Genomic DNA, 19,196 nt, shown 5'->3' with positions numbered 1-19,196 from the left:
CACGCGGTTTCCCATTACATCCCTCCGGGATTTTGGTTCGTGCGGTCAATGTATTGTTTCTACCAATATTCCATCGCTCCGCGATTTATATTTCGATAATCCCGGAGGGATAAAATATTGGTAGCAACAATATATCCGTGTCAACGGAAATCCCAGAGGGATTACATATTGGTAGCAACGAGGTAGCCGTGTTAACGAAATCCCGGAGGGATAAAATATTGGTAAAACAATATATCCGTGTTAACGAATCCCGGAGGGATGTAACGTAATGCAATACGCGTTTATCAACGCTTCAACCTGGCTGCCCTTTGCGGCATATCAATGGCCTGTAGAACTTTATTCCTGAGGAAGTAAGGATAACCAGGATGCTCGTGCAGAAACTTTGCGGCAATGTGGGTCGCCTCCGCGGATGAATGTCCCGAAAATGTTGTATTGGTCCAGCGCGTGGGGAAGAAAATATCGCCCGTAAGCTGGATTTCCTGCAACAGATCCAGCGACGGCCGCAAATATTTGATAGCGCTTCCCGAGCGCAATGGATGATGCAGATTTGACAGCCCGTCCAGCACCCAAGCCTCTTTCTCCCGGTTTTCGGGCTTTTTCAAGGACTCAAAAAATGCATCCCGCTCCGCTTCGTCCTGGCTTAACGACGGAATTACGAACTGCATTCTGGCTTTGCGGTCGGGATTTTTAGTGCTGTCCAGCTGTGTTTGCAAAATGGCTTTTACATCGCCTTTCCCTCTGATAGCCAAATCATAAGCTAATGAAATCTTATCTTCTTCGGATAAAGTAAGATCCTTGACAACCAACGTTTTATTCCAAAGCGACTCCATTTTTTGATAAGCGTCGTCGCTGAGTGCCACGCGTTTGAATGCCCGAAAGTACGACTTCTTGATGCCCTTATCCGTTGTCTCATTAAGCAAATTCCAGGTCACTTTTTCGACCTCCGACTGATACTTGTTTCTTTTTTCATCGCTTAAAAACGACCACCAAAGGCTCTGCAAGCGCCCGAGCAAATAGTCTGTCAGCAACGGATCTTTCTCCTTCGGTAACGTAAGCAGCACATCTTTCAAAAATTCTTCCGCATCCGGTCCATCGCCTCTCAGAAAACCCTCCCAGACATTAACCAGCATTGCACCGCGAAAAACGGGTTTCGAGAGAACCGAGTCGCCAGCTTTGTTATAGTTCCTGAAAAAATACGATGTGCTCGCGCTATCCATCTGAAAATAACCATAAGCAATTCCATCCGGATTTGGGAAGTAGAGACGTTTTTGCCCCAATTTAACATCCTTATAACCAACCGTTTGTTGCCACGTGCGATTGGAAACAGAATCTTGTTTTTGGCTGTATTTGGTTTTCGGCTCGTTTGAAAGAGTATATTCGGGCATTCCCGGTGTCTTTACCCATACGTTGCTCCAATCAGCAATGTCGAGCGGTGTTTTTTTGTCTATAATGCCGATCAGATCGTCCCAGCGGGCATTACTGTAAGCGTAATTTTTTAAATATTCACCCAGACTTTCACGCATTAATTTCCCGCCTATTTTCCTTTCCAGCTGCCGCATGACAATCGGTGCTTTCATGTAAATAATGGCACCATACAATGTTCCCGCGTTTTTCAAATTGCCCAGATCCTGCAAAATCGGGTTTGTGCCCGCTGTCCGGTCCACTTCGTAGGCACTTGGATAATGTGCCAGAAGAAAGCGCAGTTCGTGGTTGATTTCGGGAAAGCTTGGATGCACGATTTTGGCTGCCATGAAATTGGCAAAAACTTCTTTCAGCCACACATCATTGAACCAATCCATCGTCACCAGATCGCCAAACCACATATGCGCCGACTCATGCGCGATGACGCTTGCACGTGCCATTTTCTCATTAACCGACGCATTTTCGTCCAGAAAAAGAGCTGACTCGTTGTAAAAAATAGAACCCGGATGCTCCATACCTCCATATTGAAATGACGGGATCAGCACGAAATCAAACTTTTCAAACGGGTAAGGAATGCTGGTGTAATTTTCCAGCCACGATAGGGATTTTGCATGCAGATTGAAAATTTCATCCTTGTTGCGATTCACTTTCGCAGCATCGGTTTCGCGGTAATACATGGTCATAGGCCTGCCTTTCACCGTTTTCTCCGTCTTGAAAAACTTGCCCGCTGCAAAAGCAAACAGATAGGAGCTGATGGGTTTGGTTTCTGCAAACTGGAAGACACATTTTCCGCTGCGCGAGGTTTTTGATTTTAAACTGCCGTTCGAAACAGCCTCCCAGCCGTCGGGAATGCTTAATGTTAATGAATAGGTTGCTTTTAAATTGGGTTGGTCAAAAAGCGGAAAGCAGGTTGACGCGCGGTCCGTGACAAAGAGTGTGTATAAATATTCGTCACTCCTGTTCAGGGAAAGATTGCCAGCTATAAATCCGATCGTTAATGTATTATGGCCTTTTTTGAGCCCGCCAGGTCCAATTACAATGTGCTGGTTAGCAACTTCGAACTCGATCTCCTCCCCTTCCGACTGAACCGAAATAATATGCGTGCTATCCGAATTAAAATCCAGAACCAATGCCGAATCGAGCGCATTCAGGTTAAAGGAAATGGTTTCAATTCCCTTTATAGATTCATTTTTCTTGCCTGGAATGTCAAGCTGAATGTTGTAACGAATGCTGTCTATTGTTTTTTTCCGCCGCTCATTCAACTGATAACTAACACCTTTTTCCGGAATTTTAGACTTATGGTCAGTACAAGTCAGTTGAAACAAAAACACAATTATTAAAGCAAGCCAGCAAGAAATTTTCATAAGTGAGTTATCAGTTCGCGCCAAAAATAGTACTTAGCACTTTAAATTTACACCATCATTGATTTGTTACGTATCGTAACATTTTTTATATTTAGCAACTTATAACTGTACACACCTGTGAATGAAATTGATCTGAGAATGCGGCTTGCCGCTTTAAGGCAGTATTTGCGTGACAATCAGGACACACTTACTTCAAGAGAAGTTGATGAGATTTTAGATGTTATTTCTAAAATAATGGAAGTGCTGGCGGTGATTAGTAAGAAGCCAGGCAATTCTTAATGGTTAAAAACACAACATACGATATGGAAACGCTAACAAAACTTAAATCCGAAGAATTGACGACATTGTTGTCGGAAAGCCGCGGGGCACTTGAAGAGGCAAAAAATTATTTATCCAAAAATGGAAAGAAGTACGAGTTGCATGACTGGATCACCATTGCAGAATATTGCAAACGCTTTAACATTCCGAACACACAGACTGTGAGTAACTGGATCAAGCGCGGGATAATTTCCGAAGAGAATACCGTCGTGATTGAAGAATATAACAATATCAGGCTCATCAAAGCCATTCCATATAACGATCATTCGTGATTCAATCATTGATTCATTTCATATTGGCCCCACATCGTTCGCCTTTCATGCGCAGATATTTTGGTTACACGCTGGTTGCTCTTTACTTATTATCCAGCCCATTAAAAGCCCAAACTTTGGGTTCGCTTACTGTTGAAAAAATAATGCGGGATCCGAAGCAATGGATCGGGACTTCTCCGACGGATATTGCCTGGTCGGAGGATAGCAAGACGATTTATTTCAATTGGAATCCGGATAAAAATGTAGCGGATTCGCTGTATGGCTACGATTTGTCTTCCAAAAAGATTAATAAAATAGCTCCGGCTGATCGCAAAACATTACCCGCTAAAAGTGCTGTTTTCAATAAACAAAAAACGCAGCGGCTCTATGAAAAGAATGGAGACATTTTCCTGATTTCCACTACGGACTTCAAGATCCGGCAACTAACAAACACCGTCGAACGGGAAAGTGACCCGGCTTTTAGCAGTGATGATCAGAAAGTCATTTTTACAAGGGGGATGAACCTTTTTAGCATTGCGCTGGATGGCGGACTTTTAAGCCAACTTACTGACTTTAAAACCGGAACGAAAAAAGCGGACGCTAAACCGGAAGGCCAGGAAAAGTTCTTGAAAGATGACCAGCTGGCTATGTTTGAGGTTTTGAAGGAAAGAAAAGAGAAAAAAGATGCGGGTAAAAAAATCACAGATGCTGAAAAAGCGGCTTACCCAAAGGAGATTTATCTCGGTGAAAAGAATGTATCTAACCAGGAAATCAGTCCGGATGGGCAGTATATCACTTACAGATTGACGCAAACCAATAAGTCAGCCAAGTCAACGATTGTGCCTAATTATGTTACCGAGTCTGGTTTTACCGAGGATATTTCCGGAAGAACCAAAGTGGGCGCACCCGCTTCCGACTCCGAGTTTTGGGTTTATAATATTAAAAAAGACACGACAGCGAAGGTGAGCGTAAAGGGTATTCCAGGTATTAGTGACAAGCCCGACTACCTTAAAGATTATCCTAAACTCGACTCTGCGTGGAAAAACAAGGAGCGGGATGTGGTTATTAACGGGCCATTCTGGTCGGAAAATGGCAAACACGCCGTTATCATTGTACGCTCGCTGGATGCAAAAGATCGGTGGATTATGGCGCTCGATCCGGAAACAATGGCATTGAAATTGCTCGATCGCCAGCGGGACGAAGCCTGGATCGGCGGGCCTGGGATAGGCGGTTACCCCATGAGTTCGGGGGAAATTGGGTATATTGATGAAAACAACATTTACTTCCAAAGCGAAGAAACGGGTTACTCCCACCTTTACAGCCTGAATGTTGAAACCGGCAAGAAAACGGCGCTGACTTCCGGTAATTTTGAAGTTCAGCATGTTGACCTTTCCAAAGACAAAAAGACCTTTTACATTATAACCAACGAAGTGCATCCTGGTGAGCAGCACTTTTACAGCATGTCCGTAACAGGCGGTCAGCGTGTACGCATTACACGACAAGCCGGCGCAAATGAAGTTACCCTTTCGCCAGATGAAACCAAACTTGCTATTCGCTATTCACAGAGCAATGTTCCCTGGGAATTGTATGTAATGGATAACCCCGCCATCTCGAACACAAAAACCGCTCAACCTGAACAAATTACCAAATCCGTTAGGCAGGAATTTTTGTCATACCCGTGGCGGAAAGCAAAAGTTGTAACCATTAAGGCAACAGACGGCCAGAATATCTACGCCCGCGTTTATGAACCCAAAAAATCGAATGGCAAAGCAGTCATTTTTGTACATGGAGCCGGTTATCTGCAAAATGCACATAAATGGTGGAGCCAGTATTTCAGGGAATATATGTTTAATAACATGCTGGTAGACAAGGGTTATACTGTGCTGGACCTGGATTATCGAGCAAGCTCGGGTTATGGCCGGAACTGGCGCACCGGCATTTACAGGTTTATGGGCGGTAAAGACCTTACGGACAACACGGACGGTGCGAAATGGCTGATCAAAAATTACGGCATTAACCCAAAGAAAATCGGCATTTATGGTGGTTCCTATGGTGGTTTTATCACATTAATGGGCTTGTTTACAACGCCAGATGTCTTTGCTGCCGGAGCTGCACTACGACCGGTTACAGACTGGGCCGCTTATAACCATCCCTACACAGCCAACATTTTGAATGAACCGCAGTCAGATAGCCTGGCTTACCGAAAAAGTTCACCCATTTATTATGCGGCCGGTCTTAAAAACAGCCTGTTAATGTGCCACGGAATGGTGGATGTGAATGTTCATTATCAGGACGTTGTGCGACTTTCGCAGCGATTGATCGAGTTGGGTAAGAATGATTGGGAACTGGCTTCTTATCCAATGGAAGATCACGCATTTGTAGAAGCATCGTCCTGGACGGACGAATACAAGCGTATTTTGAAGCTTTTCGAAGAGAAATTATAAAATGGAAGCCGTGCGGAATATTCCAGCACGGCTTCTTCTTATTTTGGAAACCTTACGCAGCGTTGCTGATCTTTCTGACCAGCGAATAGCCGCCGTAATTTTCCCAAAGGTTCATAATAAGGCTGCGTTCCTTTACATTATGAAGGCCGAAGTCAATCAGAATTTCGCCTTCCTGAATACGCCTTTGAAAATAAGTGGCATATTCATCGGATAGAACGGTGCTTGCAACTGCCCGCTGCCCGCCTTCATCCAATTTTCCTGCCACTACAAGTGCCAGTCCCGGAATCGCCACAAACCTACCAAACACATCCAAAGCATCCGAGATCCTGGTTACCTGTAGCTTTTTACCTTCGCCTAACCCTGACTTTCGATTATCGTCAAAATCCGAGTCGTGATATTGATAAAGTCTTTCGCAAGTTTCTTCGGACATGATCAGGGTGATCTCCCCTGCTTCGTATCCCAATTTCAATAACGCCTTATATGCATTTTCTGCATCTGTTCTCGTTGCAAACACACTCGTTACTGTGCTTACACTTTTTGGGATATGTGTGTCATTCATCATCTTTCGCCTCGTAATAATTCAACATGTACTTCGATTAATTATGATCGATTGGTAAAGAACTGTTCCATCAGCGAAATACCTGATATTATTCCTGAAAGCGCTGGGATTGTGGAAGTACCTGATTTTTACAATATTATACGTCGGATTACCTGTGGCTTTTGTTCTACATCAAAACAAAAAACAGTCAAAAAGAGTATTTACAAAAACAGCTAGACTTATATCCCATGCCAAACCACGGCACGGACATTAAAATCGCTTATTACTTAACATGATCTATATGAAGCAGATATTTTCTCAGATAAAGACATTCATTACAGTTCAGGGCGTTCTGGCGCTGACATTCGCCGCTGTTTCGCACGGACAGACAGGCGTAGGGACGAAGGCGCCACAGGGAGCCGAGGTTTTTATGGATGGCAGCCGCAAAATGCTTGATGAAAAATGGGTCTATTGGGAAGGCCCGCGCTTTTCAGCAAAGCCGCCGATCAAATGGACCGTTGTGAATGACCCGGTCGATAAAGGAACCGTCATCAATTGCAATGATCCCGCATCGGCCGGTGGTAAATATGGCTCTGCCGACATTGTCACGAAAAAGCAGTTCAAGGACTTTCGTGCACATGTGGAATTTTTGATTACCAAAGAAGGCGGTAACAGCGGCGTTTATCTGCAAAACCGCTACGAAATTCAAGTTTTGGACGGCGACACAACTTCGCACGGAATGGCGGCGGTTATCAATGAGTCGAAGTCGCCCTATGCTGCTTATAATGGCATCGGCAAGTGGAATTCATATGACATTCTGTTCCGGGCGGCGCGCTTTAAGGATGGGAAACTGGTTGAAAAGCCAATGGTCACATTATATTTTAATGGTAAAAAAGTGCATACCAATCAGCAGATCAGCCAGGTCTGGGGCGGTCCCAACTCAGGCATCGACGGTGGTAACGATGGTGGCAAAGGCATAACAGATACGCCGGGAGGTTTAAAGCTGCAATCGGAAGGCCACGACGTCTATTACCGCAACATTTGGGTAAAAGATATGACATTGGATAAAGCAGACACTGACTTTTGAAACCATATAACACGTTCCAATGCCTGCCTGAATTTTTGGGCAGGCATTTTTTTTAGTAAAGCTTATTGCTTAATTGCGAAAATAAGCTTTCAGACCACTATGGAACACAGGGTTGTTTTTGATTTTGCTATTGAATTTACCAATGGCGGCGGCATCCAGGGCCAGGATTTCAGGCTCGATATTGCCGGTGAAACCATTTCAGACCAGGAATTAGCAGATTACATCATTGAAGACCTGCGCTTGCTGATGGTAGGGAAAGTTCATATTCTGAATAAGGCTTACATACAGGAAGAGCATAAGCGCAAGCCCATTGACGCAGTAGCCAAAGAAAAACTGATTGATCTAAGCCATACGATTTTTGACGGACTCATTACTTATAAAGGGCTCCCCGCCCCCATTATCTGCGATTTTCTGAGCCGTGAAGATTCAAAAGGTAAATACGAAGAAGGGACTGAATTTCAAATCGGAAAAATTGAGATGGTCAGTAACACGGGCACTTATATAGACTGCCCGTTTCACCGGTATGCGCATGGAAAAGACTTGTCGGAAGTGGAACTGGATGCATTTGCCAACCTGGATGCAATAACGATTAATGCTGTCGGGACACTGGAAATTGGCATTAATTATTTCAAAGACAAGGAGATCAGAAATAGGGCCGTCATTGTTAGAACCGACTGGTCAAAGCATTGGAATACAAATGTATATTTTGAAAACCATCCATTTTTAAACCGCGAAGCTGCTGAGTATCTGCGCGATTGCGGTGTCAAACTGGTTGGCATAGACAGCCATAACATCGACGATACACGCGGTAACAGCCGACCCGTTCATACTGTCTTACTCGGTTCAGAAATTTTAATCGTTGAGCATATGTGTAACCTGGACGCTCTGCCAGAAGCCGGTTATTTTTTCAGCGCAGTTCCTCCGAAATTTAAAGGTGTGGGCACTTTTCCCGTGCGGGCCTTTGCAGCATTGGCATGCAAATAATGTTTTCGGTAACATAAAACATGAACGTTATGATCTCTGAAAATTTTAATTTGTCAGGAAAAACAGCGCTGGTAACCGGTTCAAGTCAGGGCATAGGCGAAGGCATTGCTTTGGCATTTGCGGAATACGGCGCGGATGTGATTCTGCATTGCCGGAAAGATAAAGATGAAGCAGAAAAAGTAGCGGAAAAGATCAGGGAATTCGGGGTGAAATGTTTTATCGCCGAATCGGATCTTTCCAGGGCCGGTGCCGCTGCCGAAATTTTTGAGTTTGTAAAGCAAAATATGCAAAAGGTGGACATACTTGTCCTCAATGCTTCCGTTCAAATCCCAAAAGCCTGGGACGAAATCAGTAGTGATGATTTCGATACACAAATCAACGCAAATTTCAGGTCCTCCCTTTTACTCATCCAACAATTTGCACCGTACATGATCCAGAATGGCTGGGGACGTATTTTGACGCTCGGAAGTGTTCAGCAAACCCGGCCGCATCCTTTCATGCTCGTTTATGCCGCCACAAAATCGGCGGTTCTGAATATGGTGCAAAACCTGGCCATGCAATTCGCGGATAAAGGCGTGACTGTTAATAATCTGGCTCCGGGCGTTATCGGAACGCCACGTCTGGAGCAGGACGTGCCCGAGGTTGAAGAAAGGATCAATAAGCGTTTGGAAACACCTTCGGGCCAGATTGGTGACCCGAAGGATTGTGCTGCCACGGCCGTTTTGCTTTGTTCCGAAGCGGGACGCTTCATCACCGGCCAGAATATTTATGTCGATGGCGGTTTAAGCCTGTAAAATTATTTCTTCTTGTAATCGATTTTGAAAATTGTGCCGTTCAGATCGTCGGTCACGTAAAGTGCGCCGTCGGGGCCTTGTGCGAGGCCGCAAGGCCGATGCTGGATCGGGCCGGTTGGTTTAACGAGGTCCGTTCCAGCGAAATTATCAGCAAAAATCTCCCATTTACCAGCCTTACCATTCACAAAAGGCACAAATGCAACCATATAGCCCTTTTTCAACTCTGATGACTGGCTATGAAAAGCAATGAATGCGCCATTTTTGTATTTCGCAGGAAACATATTCCCCGTATAAAACATGATCGCGTTGGGTCCAAGATGGGCTGGAAATGCGACCAAAGGATTGATTGCTTTTTCACCTGCAGTTTTTTTGCCGTCACCTCCATATTCTGGAGCAAGGATCTTCTTGTTCTGAAAATGATCGTAGTAAATGTATGGCCAGCCGGCATCGTCACCTTCTTTCAATTTGTAAAGCGTTTCCGCAGGAAGTTCAGCACTTTGCTTCGGCGTATAGTATTGAGGGTAAAAGTCGTCAAACTTGCCTCTGCCGTGCACCGTTACATACAGCGCATTGGTTTTTTCATCCCAATTAATGCCTACCGCATTTTTCACGCCCGTTGCGTAACGAACGCCGTCCGAGAATGTCTGCCCTGCTTTATCTGCTTTGAATTTCCAGACGCCGCCCGCCGAATCCAGAATGCTGCATGGCGACATGCCTTTGCCCGATCCCGCCTCGCGGCAGTTGTCATTATATGAACCCACCGTGACGTAAATGTTGCCATTATTATCCAGGGCGATCGGTTTGGCATTGTCCCGGCCGTGATCCGTTAGTCCTTCAATGATCTTTTCAGGTTTTTCAAAATCAACAATTTCTTCCTTTTCGTTGAGCTTATAGCGGAAAACGCCCTTATTTGAAGAACTGTACAAATAGCCGTTTTTGATCGCAATGCCCGTTCCGGGATAGTCACCAAAAAGCGTTTTGGCCTCGATTTCGCCGTCGCCGTTTGTATCCTTAATGTGATAAATTCCTTTTCCGTCTTTCAGTTTGGAAAGCTTCACATACATATCACCGTTTTTGCCGATGACCATATGCCGCGTGGAGCCCAGGTCCGTAGCCAGGATCTTCGCTGAAAAGCCTGCGGGCAATTTGAGATCGCTTGCTTCAATAGGAAATTTTTTGTTGCCAGACGTTGGAGGATTGACGGGAACATTCGTGTAAGCAAACAGGCCGGTGGCGCCCGCTAATGCTAAAAATGTCCCTTTGATTTTTGATAAATTGCTGCTCATGTAATGAGTTATAAAGAGTTAAATAAATAAAATGTAAGCCGCTGGGCGGGTTACATTCGTAGCTATATTAGAAAGCATTCGACCGAAAGTTTATTACTTGTTGAGCCGCTTCAATTTTCCTTGTATAAATGTAAATTGGAATGATTTTTTTTAACATCTTTGAAACGTGGAAGGAAAAAACCTCACTGATAACTAGCAAACCAATAAATTTTTAAGCTATGAATCCATACGATGATGATGACGATGACTTGTTTGACGACGATTTGCCAGGAAATTATCCCGCGGAAGAAGACATTTTTCGTCAGGGCTTAATCGATAGTGACATTGATCCGGAAGACATTTCGAAAGTAAAAAGTGAAATTGAACTGGAATCGGATGACTGGAATGAAAAATCCTTCGACGATGATCTGGTAGGTGATGACCTGGACGTTCCCGGATCAGAATATGACGATGACGACGAAATGATCGGCAGAGAAGACGAAGAAAACAACTATTACAGCATCGGCGGGGATAATCACGACAGCCTGGAAGAAAATCAGGGCGACTAGTCTCCTCAGACATATTCACCAAAACCGGACAACCGCATTGCCCGGTTTTTTTATGTCCTATTTGCTCAAAAAGCGAATAAGTATGAATTGTTGAGCGGATCCTTTTTCTAAAAAACGAATTGGAACATGGCTGAATTTACGCCCGAAGCATTCAAGAAAGAACTACTCAGCATCCTGACTTACTGGGAAAAATACGGCCCTGATCCCGATAAAGGCGGATTTTATGGCCGTGTGAACTATGAGAATCAGGCTGTGAAGGATTCTGAACGCTCTGTGGTTTTGACTGGCCGGATCTTGTGGACCTATTCTCTTGCACACCGGATTTTTAAAGAAGCAAAATATCTGACATTGGCCGACCGCGCTTATCAGCAACTGGTAAAACATTTCTTCGACCCTGAGCACGGCGGTGTTTATTGGTCTGTAAAAGCGGATGGTACGCCACTTGAAACCAAAAAACAGATTTACGGCAATGCATTTGCAATGTATGGACTGAGCGAGTATTATCGCGTTACGCACTATCAGCCGGCGTTGGACAAAGCCAAAGAACTCTTCAATGTTATCGAAAAATACGCATTTGACGCGGTTAATGGCGGTTATAGGGAAGCATTTGCTCGAGACTGGTCCGAAACGGATGATTATATTCTGAATAAAAGTCCATGGATCAAGAGCATGAACACGCATTTACATTTGGTTGAAGCCTATGCCAATTTGTACAGCGTATGGCCGGACCCGAAACTGAAAAAACAAACGTCCGACATGCTGGAAGCGATTATTACACGTATCGTAAATCCGCAAACCAACAGCATGGAGTTGTTTTTCGACGAAAAATGGAAGCCAAAAGATCACATTATCTCCTACGGACACGACATTGAAGCATCATGGCTTTTGTTCGAAACGGCTGAAATTCTGCATGACGAACGCCTGATAGAAAAGCTGAAAAAAGTGTCTATCGCCATGGCCGATTCGGCCAGCAAAGGCTTAGCAGCGGACGGCGCGCTTAATTATGAATATGACCCTGCGACCAAACATTTGCAGACCGACAGATCCTGGTGGGTTTTGGCCGAACAAATGGTCGGGTTTTACAATGCATACCAGCTTACTAAGGACGAGCAATATAAAGTGAAGGCCGAACGCAGCTGGGATTACATTGTAGATAAATTCGTAGACCACGAAAAAGGCGAATGGTACGGCACTGTGAAGGCAGACGGCACGCCGGTGAAGGGCGACAAGATCAATTTTTGGAAATGTCCCTATCACAATTCCCGTGCGTGTGCTGAAATGCTCAGGCGCGTCTCTAAAAGTTGATTATTGGATTAATTAAGGAACATTTCATCCACCAATAGCAGGGCCTTATTGCCTTTGCTTCTGTGCCATTCCGGGATTTTGCTTAGAGGTTTGGCAATGATTTTCAGGTACGAAACGCTTTGCGGCTTGAATGTCCATTCCACCGTTTGCAAACTTGGCCTATCCCCTTTTTTCGGCATTCCAGCCTTGAATTTGGTTAATAATTTCAGGCTTTGCGCATTCTCGCCGCCCCAGATTTCTATGGATTCGGGAGGAAAAATGCCGGTGTCTTCTTCCACCATATAATGCACGCCGAGTGACGAGATCAGGATCGGTTTTTTGAATTCTGATATAAAAGCCATGTCATTGTCCCTAACGCCCGCCCAGTTATTAGCCCAGGCGGGATTATTAGCTCCGATAACACCCAATTTATGGTCAAAAAATGTCTTCGCACCCTCCGCCTGATGCACCCGGTTCAGCGGTGCGAGCAGGTTAACACTATCAGGGTTATAAGCACTTTTGAAAAAGTCAAATGTGGCCAGATCGCTTCCATACCAGCCTTCTTTATATGCTTTTGCTTTAATAGTCCCGCTTTTGGTAACGAGCATTTTGTCAAATAAAGGCGACTTGATGCTGTCCGGCTCCGAGCCATCGGTCGTGTAACGGATATCCACGTTTTTGATCGGGTGGCGAAGTTCCAGGTTGAGTGACCGGGCAAAGATCGTGGAGCTGTTTTTTACTTGCGGCGGGTTCAGCTTCAAAGGGTTTTTCCCGTCATCTTTAAATCCGCCAATGATCTCAATGTTCTTGTTTGCATTTTGAAGATTCTGTACGTCCGTCGCGGTCAGTTTTGTATCCCAAACGGCAACCGTTTTAAGTGGTTTGAGTTCGGGTAATAATGCTTTCATATCATTAAAATCAACTTTTGTGCCCGACAATGTGAGGTTTTGCAAATGTTTTAATGAGGCCAATGTCTTCAAACCATTGGCTGTGACATCGGTAAAATTGAGGTCCAGCCTGCGAAGGTTTTCAAATTCGGTAATGCTTTTTAAATCAGCATCTTTAACAGGCATTTTATTCAAATTCAGCGATATAACCTGCTTTTTTATTGTCTCTAACTCATTCAACTGCTTAACGTCATAGGTTGCGCTGTTGTAAATGTTTACGGCCAGGGCGGGAGATTCTCTTGCAAGCGGCAATATTGTGCGGTAGTCCGTGTTCAGTTTGGCAACTGTTTCCTCATCAGCGGCATCAAAATTATATGCTATTTCCTGCTCAACGGGCTTCAAATATGCTGTTGCAACGATTCTTAATGAATCAGTTGCGGGCAATTCTGTCAGCTTTTTCTTGAAATCCGCATTCTTTTTGACCCAAAGCGTTAGCAAAGCAATTTCCTGCAATGTAAGCTGCGCCTTACCTGTTGGCGGCATGTGCTTTTTGTCCTCCATCGGCAAATGGACTCGTTTCAGCAGCAAGCTTACCTCAGGGTTTCCGGCAACGAACAATTTCCCCGATTTTCCTCCTTTCAATAATGACGCTGCATCCGCCATGTTCAACTGGCCTTTCAGCTTATCGGGATTGTGACAGCTTGTGCACTTTTGTTCCAGAATGGGCCGGATCACATTTGTAAAAACAACCGCCTGCTCCAAAGGAACCGCCGCCATTGTTTTTTGGCTATCGATCGGCTCCCAGATAAAGTTGCTGCCGTGGGTTAATGCGGCGCCATAATGTCCCGTCATCACCAATGCCACAACCGTTACGAAAGCGCCAGCCTTCGCCACGGGAGCCTTGTACCAGGTCGTATTCCTGACAAAATAAATGAATGATGCAAAAAAGAAGATGCCGGCACCCGTCCATTTGTGATAATTAAGGACATCGCCGCTATAACCCTCTTCTCTTGATAAAAACAGGCCCATGACCACCGTAATGGCGGCGAAAAGCGCGCCTACCAGCAGCATATTTTGGAGAAAATTCCTGTAAAACTGATTGGTCGCATATTCCGGCTTGAACCTGAAAAATTCCAGCAGCATAGCGATAAGCAGGATCACAATCGGAAAATGCAGGATCAGCGGATGCATACGCCCGACCGTTTGTAACCAGGCGGGAATGACCAGTTTGTTTTCGAAGATCAGTAAAAATAAAATGACAATATTAGAGGCAACCAGTAACTGCTCTGCAAAAACCCTGAATCTCAAATGCATTAAAATTTAGCCGATAAATTGATTAATCGATAACTGCCAGGCATTTTAGCTGATAATGTCTTTTACCACTTTCCCGGAAACATCGGTAAGCCGGTATCTTCTTCCTAAATGTTTGAAAATCAGTTTTTCATGATTCAAACCCAGCTGATGCAGGATAGTTGCCTGAAAATCATGCACATGCACAGGATCTTTGGCAATGTTGTAACCCAACTCATCCGTTTCGCCATACACCATTCCCGGCTTAATGCCGCCGCCTGCCATCCAGATCGTGAAGCATCTCGGATGGTGGTCACGACCGTAATTATCGGCAGTCAGCTTGCCTTGCGTGTAGCTGGTGCGGCCAAATTCCCCGCCCCAGATCACCAGCGTTTCATCCAGTAATCCGCGCTGTTTCAGGTCGGTTACCAATGCTGCCGACGCCTGATCCACGTCCATAGCCTGTTTTGTTATTTCAAAAGGCAGGTTACCATGTTGATCCCAACCCTGGTGATAAAGCTGCACAAACCGCACCCCATTTTCAGAAAGCTTCCTGGCCAGCAGGCAGTTGGCTGCATAAGTGCCTGGAACAAGACATTCGGGGCCATATAACTTGATAATGTCGTCCGATTCTTTGGACAGATCCATTACTTCCGGCACGGCAGTCTGCATGCGGTAAGCCATTTCATACTGTTTGATTTTGGCCGTTATTTCCGGGTCACCAAACTCCTGGTAAGAAAGCTCATTCAACTGCGAAAGGTTATCAAGCATATCCCGCCGATCGTGGCGGTCCATTCCTTCGGGGTCACGCAGATATAAAACCGGGTCCTCGCCCTTGCTGAACTGCACACCCTGGTGCACAGAATCCAGAAAGCCATTGGACCACAATTTGGAATAAACACCCTGACCATTTCCTACGCCGCGTGAAAGCAGCACAGTGAAATTGGGCAGGTTTTTGTTCTCATTACCAAGTCCATAGCTCAGCCATGAACCCATACTCGGGCGGTTACCTTGTTGTGAACCAGTTTGCAGGAATGTCAACGCAGGATCGTGATTAATAGCCTCCGTATACATTGATTTTACAAAACACAGATCATTCACAATCTTGGCCGTATAAGGCATCAAATCACTCACCCACGCGCGCGAATCGCCATATTGTTTGAAATCCACGAATGATCCGACAAGCGGGAATGATGCCTGGTTAGCCGTCATGCCCGTTAGCCGCTGCGTTCCGCGCACCGAAGGTGGAATTTCCTTGCCAAGCATTTCGCGAAGCTTAGGTTTATAATCAAACAGTTCCTGCTGCGACGGAGCGCCGTTTTGGAACATATAAATGACCCGTTTTGCCTTGGGGGCAAAATGCGGAATCCCCGGGGCAAGCCCCTCCTCTTCCAAACCTCCGCCTTTCAACAGGTCGGGCATCAATAATGAGCCGAGCGCCACGCCCCCGATCCCGAGGCTCATGGAAGACAAAAAACGCCTTCTGTTGAAATTGAACCCGTGTTCTAATATTTCCTTTTCCATATTATTCCGGCTTTGAGCTTTCGCTGTCGGCTTTAAGATTTTGTTATGGTTTCTTCCAGATTATAAATGGTGGAAATGACGCGCATTAATGCTGCCTGCGCCTTTTTATCCAGATTTTTGGTCAACGGATACTCTCCTACCGCAACCATTTTCTCCGCAGTTGCGGGCTTGATGGATTTGATTTGTTTATCATAATAAGCAGTCAACACGTCGAGTTCCTTCTCACTTGGTTTGCGACAGACGATCAGGCGAAATGCTTTCGTGATCTTGTCTTTCGATTCCGTTTTTTCCTGTAACAGTTTGGCTGCCAGCACACGGGAAGCTTCCAGCACAGCCGGATCGTTCATCATCACAAGTGCCTGCAATGGCGTATTGGTTTTTAACCGTTTTACTTCGCACAAATCCCGGTTACTCGCGTCAAAGATGCTCATCGTCGGCGGCGGAACGGTCCTTTTGATCAATGTGTACATGCCGCGACGATACAATGCTCCGCCATGGTCCTGGTTGTAAACTGACAGCAAACCACGCCCCGATGTGGCTCCTTCCCAAAGTCCTGCTGGTTGATAGGGCTTCACGCTTGGACCGCCAATGGTTTTGTTGAGCAAGCCGCTGCTTGCAAGCACGAGATCTTTGATAAACTCGGCGTGAATGCGGTAACGCGGGCCACGCGCCAGCAGAATGTTGTCCGGATCAGTGGCTAGCTTCTCTTTCGTCACAACGGCCGACTGCTTGTAAGTAGCAGATGTAACCATTTGTTTTACAAGGCGTTTAATGTCCCAGCCATGATCCATAAAATCGGTTGCCAGCCAATCCAGCAATGCGGGGTGTGACGGAAGCTCGCCTTGCATACCGAAGTCGCCGGAGGTTTTAACAATGCCTTTTCCAAAGAATTCCTGCCACAGAATGTTCACATATACGCGGGAAGTCAAAGGATTTCTCTTGTCGAAAAGCCATTTTGAAAGTCCTAACCGATTTTTTGGTAAATTTTTATCAAATGGCAAAATGGAAGTCGGCGTTGCTGGCTGCACCTCGTCGCCCGGTGCATCGTAAACACCTCTTAGTAAGATATGCGTCTTGCGCAATGTGTCCAGGTCACCCATCACCGACACGATCAAACGGTTGGTATCCGGCTTATTTACGAATGTCAGAATGTCTTTAACGTCCTGATTGCTGATCTCCATCAGCGGTTTCTTGGCATAAGTTTCCGGTCCGCCGATCACGGATTCAATCCCCACTTCCTTCACATTATTGAAGAACGCAAACATTTGATAATATTCCTTCTGGGAAAACGGGTCGTATTTATGGTCATGGCAATGTGCACATTCCAGTGTAACGCCCAATAACCCCTTACCAAACAGATCATTACGGTCCGTTACGTACATAATGCGGTATTCTTCCGGAATGACGCCGCCTTCTTCCGTAATCTTATGGTTTCTGTTAAAACCTGTTGCGAGCAGCTGTTCCTTGGAACTGTTTGGCAACAAATCACCCGCTAACTGCCACGTCACGAAGTCATTATAATGCATGTTTTTGTTGAATGCATGGATCACCCAGTCCCGCCAGGGCCATTGCGTGCGGTAACCGTCGTCCTGGTAGCCGTGCGAATCTGCGTAACGTGCCAGATCCAGCCAGTGAATAGCCATTTTTTCGCCGTAAGCAGGATTTTTGAGCAACTGATCGACCATTTTTTCATAGGCGTTCGCACTATTATCCGCCATGAACTCGTCCATCATTTTCAATGTAGGCGGCAAGCCGGTGAGGTCCAGGCTGAGGCGTTTCAGAAGTCGTTCTTTATCTGCTTCCGCATTGGGTTCAAGACCTTTCTGCTCCTGTTTGTCCAAAATGAAGTAATCGATCTCATTTTTCGGCCAGTCCTTATTATCAACCTCTGGCAAAGCAGGCTTTTTGGGCGCTACAAAAGCCCAGTGCTTTTCATATTTGGCGCCTTGCTTAATCCATTTTCCGATGAGGTCAACTTCCCGCTGGGTGAGTTTGAGATTAGAGCCTGTAGGAGGCATGCGAAGCGCGGTGTCCGCAGTAGTAATGCGCAGATAAACCTGAGAAAGTTCGGGTTTGCCCGCTACCAATGCATGTGCTTTGGGATTTTCCTGCAATGCTTTGAATGCATTTTCGGCAACATCAAGGCGCAATCCTGCCTCGCGTTTATTGGCGTCAGGGCCGTGACAGGCCAGGCATTTGTCAGAAAGGATCGGGCGAATATCAAAATTGTAACTGACTTCCTTTGGAATATCTTCTTCAACAGCCGTATTTTCTGACGATTTGTTGCAGGACTGGAAACAGACAGCCGTTCCAGCCAGCAGCATGGTCAAAATCAATCTTACTCTAAAAATCATATCGTGGGTTTAGGAAAGTGCGTTTTTTTACTTAATATAACTAATTAACTAAAAAAATGTACATTTATTGGGGACAATAATGTCAATTTCCAATTTCCCAACTGTCCTGCTCTATGCTGTTTTGCCATTAATTCTCATCCCTATTCTGCTATGAACCAAAGGTTTTACCTACCTATTCTACTTTTTTTCACTGTAATTACGGGCTTTTCACCGTCCAAAACAGGTTTGTTTGAACAAAGTGCAGATATTGGCAATCCAAAACTGGCCGGATCGGCAAAATATGACGCGTCTACAAAGCAGTATACATTAAAAGGCGCTGGCTATAATATTTGGTTTGAGCGTGATGAATTTCAGTACTTATTCAATAAAATGGTTGGCGATTTCACGGTAACCGCTGATTTTGAGTTTGTAGGAACCGGCAAAGATCCGCACCGGAAAGTGGGCTGGGTGGTCCGGGAATCGATGGCTGACGACGCTTCACATTTAAGCGCGGTGCTGCATGGCGACGGCCTGTCTGTTTTGCAATGGCGTGTGGCAAAAGGGAAAATGATGCGGGATCCCGAAGATGAGATTTTCAGTAAGGATAAGAATTTCCAAACCATTCAAATCGAGCGGAAAGGGAATAATTATACTATGCGCGCAGCGGCAAAAGGTGCGCCGTTACAGGAAGTGGGGTCGCACGAAATGGATAATCTGAACAAAGAAGTGATGGTAGGACTCTTCATCTGCTCTCATAACCCTGCTGTTTTGGAAGAAGCCAAATTTTCCAATGTTACAATTTCGAAAGGAAAGAAATAGTAGAAAGCCTCCGCTTCTCAACA

15 protein-coding genes are annotated in these 19,196 nt (G+C 45.3%); 9 read left to right on the top strand and 6 right to left on the bottom strand.

From position 1 onward, the window contains the following. Positions 1–284: 284 nt before the first annotated feature. The gene (locus B5X68_RS09790; RefSeq protein ID WP_374754818.1) at positions 285–2,753 is read right to left on the bottom strand and encodes a M1 family metallopeptidase; all 2,469 of its coding nucleotides are present in this window, start codon (positions 2,751–2,753) and stop codon (positions 285–287) included. A gap of 150 nt (positions 2,754–2,903) precedes the next feature. On the opposite strand from B5X68_RS09790, the gene B5X68_RS28895 reads away from it, so the two are divergent. From B5X68_RS28895 to B5X68_RS09780, 3 genes are read left to right on the top strand one after another with little or no spacing between them, the layout of a single operon-like run. Continuing rightward, complete coding sequence (locus B5X68_RS28895) at positions 2,904–3,065, top strand: hypothetical protein (RefSeq protein ID WP_170916616.1); 162 nt, start codon at positions 2,904–2,906, stop codon at positions 3,063–3,065. A 23-nt stretch (positions 3,066–3,088) separates the two neighbouring features. Beyond that, complete coding sequence (locus tag B5X68_RS09785) at positions 3,089–3,376, top strand: hypothetical protein (protein WP_141110248.1); 288 nt, start codon at positions 3,089–3,091, stop codon at positions 3,374–3,376. Between the two features lie 47 nt (positions 3,377–3,423). Further along, a complete protein-coding gene (locus B5X68_RS09780) occupies positions 3,424–5,799 on the top strand; it encodes a prolyl oligopeptidase family serine peptidase (protein WP_082214505.1) in 2,376 nt (791 codons plus the stop codon). 52 nt (positions 5,800–5,851) lie between these two features. Here B5X68_RS09780 and B5X68_RS09775 read toward each other — a convergent pair whose 3' ends face one another. Further along, positions 5,852–6,361, bottom strand: coding sequence for a hypothetical protein (locus B5X68_RS09775; protein WP_082214504.1), 510 nt, complete (start codon positions 6,359–6,361; stop codon positions 5,852–5,854). A 277-nt stretch (positions 6,362–6,638) separates the two neighbouring features. Between B5X68_RS09775 and B5X68_RS09770 the strand changes: the two genes are divergently transcribed. The 3 genes from B5X68_RS09770 to B5X68_RS09760 all read left to right on the top strand — a co-directional run bounded on the left by B5X68_RS09770 (position 6,639) and on the right by B5X68_RS09760 (position 9,202). After that, positions 6,639–7,424, top strand: coding sequence for a 3-keto-disaccharide hydrolase (locus B5X68_RS09770; protein ID WP_082215295.1), 786 nt, complete (start codon positions 6,639–6,641; stop codon positions 7,422–7,424). Positions 7,425–7,523: 99 nt separating this feature from the next. Further along, the gene (locus tag B5X68_RS09765; RefSeq protein ID WP_082214503.1) at positions 7,524–8,408 is read left to right on the top strand and encodes a cyclase family protein; all 885 of its coding nucleotides are present in this window, start codon (positions 7,524–7,526) and stop codon (positions 8,406–8,408) included. Positions 8,409–8,437: 29 nt separating this feature from the next. After that, positions 8,438–9,202, top strand: a complete 765-nt coding sequence (locus tag B5X68_RS09760; protein WP_082215294.1) for an SDR family NAD(P)-dependent oxidoreductase — start codon at positions 8,438–8,440, stop codon at positions 9,200–9,202. Between the two features lie 2 nt (positions 9,203–9,204). Here B5X68_RS09760 and B5X68_RS09755 read toward each other — a convergent pair whose 3' ends face one another. After that, positions 9,205–10,488 carry a PQQ-dependent sugar dehydrogenase gene (locus B5X68_RS09755; protein WP_082214502.1) on the bottom strand — a complete coding sequence of 428 codons (1,284 nt, stop codon included), beginning with the start codon at positions 10,486–10,488 and terminating at the stop codon, positions 9,205–9,207. A gap of 218 nt (positions 10,489–10,706) precedes the next feature. Between B5X68_RS09755 and B5X68_RS09750 the strand changes: the two genes are divergently transcribed. Continuing rightward, positions 10,707–11,036, top strand: coding sequence for a hypothetical protein (locus B5X68_RS09750; protein ID WP_082214501.1), 330 nt, complete (start codon positions 10,707–10,709; stop codon positions 11,034–11,036). 126 nt (positions 11,037–11,162) lie between these two features. Then, positions 11,163–12,341, top strand: a complete 1,179-nt coding sequence (locus tag B5X68_RS09745) for an AGE family epimerase/isomerase (protein ID WP_082214500.1) — start codon at positions 11,163–11,165, stop codon at positions 12,339–12,341. Between the two features lie 8 nt (positions 12,342–12,349). Here B5X68_RS09745 and B5X68_RS09740 read toward each other — a convergent pair whose 3' ends face one another. Genes B5X68_RS09740 through B5X68_RS09730 form a run of 3 tightly spaced genes read right to left on the bottom strand, consistent with a single transcriptional unit; the run spans position 12,350 to position 18,375 of the window. Further along, positions 12,350–14,521 (bottom strand): c-type cytochrome domain-containing protein, encoded by a 2,172-nt coding sequence (locus B5X68_RS09740; protein WP_170916615.1) that lies wholly within the window; start codon positions 14,519–14,521, stop codon positions 12,350–12,352. Positions 14,522–14,566: 45 nt separating this feature from the next. Then, positions 14,567–16,021 (bottom strand): DUF1501 domain-containing protein, encoded by a 1,455-nt coding sequence (locus B5X68_RS09735; RefSeq protein WP_082214499.1) that lies wholly within the window; start codon positions 16,019–16,021, stop codon positions 14,567–14,569. Positions 16,022–16,053: 32 nt separating this feature from the next. Continuing rightward, positions 16,054–18,375 carry a PSD1 and planctomycete cytochrome C domain-containing protein gene (locus B5X68_RS09730; protein ID WP_082214498.1) on the bottom strand — a complete coding sequence of 774 codons (2,322 nt, stop codon included), beginning with the start codon at positions 18,373–18,375 and terminating at the stop codon, positions 16,054–16,056. Between the two features lie 150 nt (positions 18,376–18,525). Between B5X68_RS09730 and B5X68_RS09725 the strand changes: the two genes are divergently transcribed. After that, positions 18,526–19,173, top strand: coding sequence for a hypothetical protein (locus B5X68_RS09725; protein ID WP_082214497.1), 648 nt, complete (start codon positions 18,526–18,528; stop codon positions 19,171–19,173). The last annotated feature ends 23 nt before the right edge of the window (positions 19,174–19,196 follow it).

It is taken from the genome of Dyadobacter psychrophilus, from assembly GCF_900167945.1.
Classification (GTDB): Bacteria; Bacteroidota; Bacteroidia; order Cytophagales; family Spirosomataceae; genus Dyadobacter; species Dyadobacter psychrophilus.
Note: the sequence above shows the minus strand (reverse complement) of the source record. Positions and strands in the feature narration are given on the sequence as shown.

What these genes read in the sequence shown, in the direction of transcription:
- B5X68_RS09770 (WP_082215295.1), top strand. Translation starts at nt 6,639, where the DNA reads ATGAAGCAGATATTTTCTCAGATAAAGACATTCATTACAGTTCAGGGC.
- B5X68_RS09730 (WP_082214498.1), bottom strand. Translation starts at nt 18,375, where the DNA reads ATGATTTTTAGAGTAAGATTGATTTTGACCATGCTGCTGGCTGGAACG.
- B5X68_RS09735 (WP_082214499.1), bottom strand. Translation starts at nt 16,021, where the DNA reads ATGGAAAAGGAAATATTAGAACACGGGTTCAATTTCAACAGAAGGCGT.
- B5X68_RS09750 (WP_082214501.1), top strand. Translation starts at nt 10,707, where the DNA reads ATGAATCCATACGATGATGATGACGATGACTTGTTTGACGACGATTTG.
- B5X68_RS09760 (WP_082215294.1), top strand. Translation starts at nt 8,438, where the DNA reads ATGATCTCTGAAAATTTTAATTTGTCAGGAAAAACAGCGCTGGTAACC.
- B5X68_RS09740 (WP_170916615.1), bottom strand. Translation starts at nt 14,521, where the DNA reads ATGCATTTGAGATTCAGGGTTTTTGCAGAGCAGTTACTGGTTGCCTCT.
- B5X68_RS09775 (WP_082214504.1), bottom strand. Translation starts at nt 6,361, where the DNA reads ATGATGAATGACACACATATCCCAAAAAGTGTAAGCACAGTAACGAGT.
- B5X68_RS09785 (WP_141110248.1), top strand. Translation starts at nt 3,089, where the DNA reads ATGGAAACGCTAACAAAACTTAAATCCGAAGAATTGACGACATTGTTG.
- B5X68_RS09745 (WP_082214500.1), top strand. Translation starts at nt 11,163, where the DNA reads ATGGCTGAATTTACGCCCGAAGCATTCAAGAAAGAACTACTCAGCATC.
- B5X68_RS09780 (WP_082214505.1), top strand. Translation starts at nt 3,424, where the DNA reads ATGCGCAGATATTTTGGTTACACGCTGGTTGCTCTTTACTTATTATCC.
- B5X68_RS09725 (WP_082214497.1), top strand. Translation starts at nt 18,526, where the DNA reads ATGAACCAAAGGTTTTACCTACCTATTCTACTTTTTTTCACTGTAATT.
- B5X68_RS09755 (WP_082214502.1), bottom strand. Translation starts at nt 10,488, where the DNA reads ATGAGCAGCAATTTATCAAAAATCAAAGGGACATTTTTAGCATTAGCG.
- B5X68_RS09765 (WP_082214503.1), top strand. Translation starts at nt 7,524, where the DNA reads ATGGAACACAGGGTTGTTTTTGATTTTGCTATTGAATTTACCAATGGC.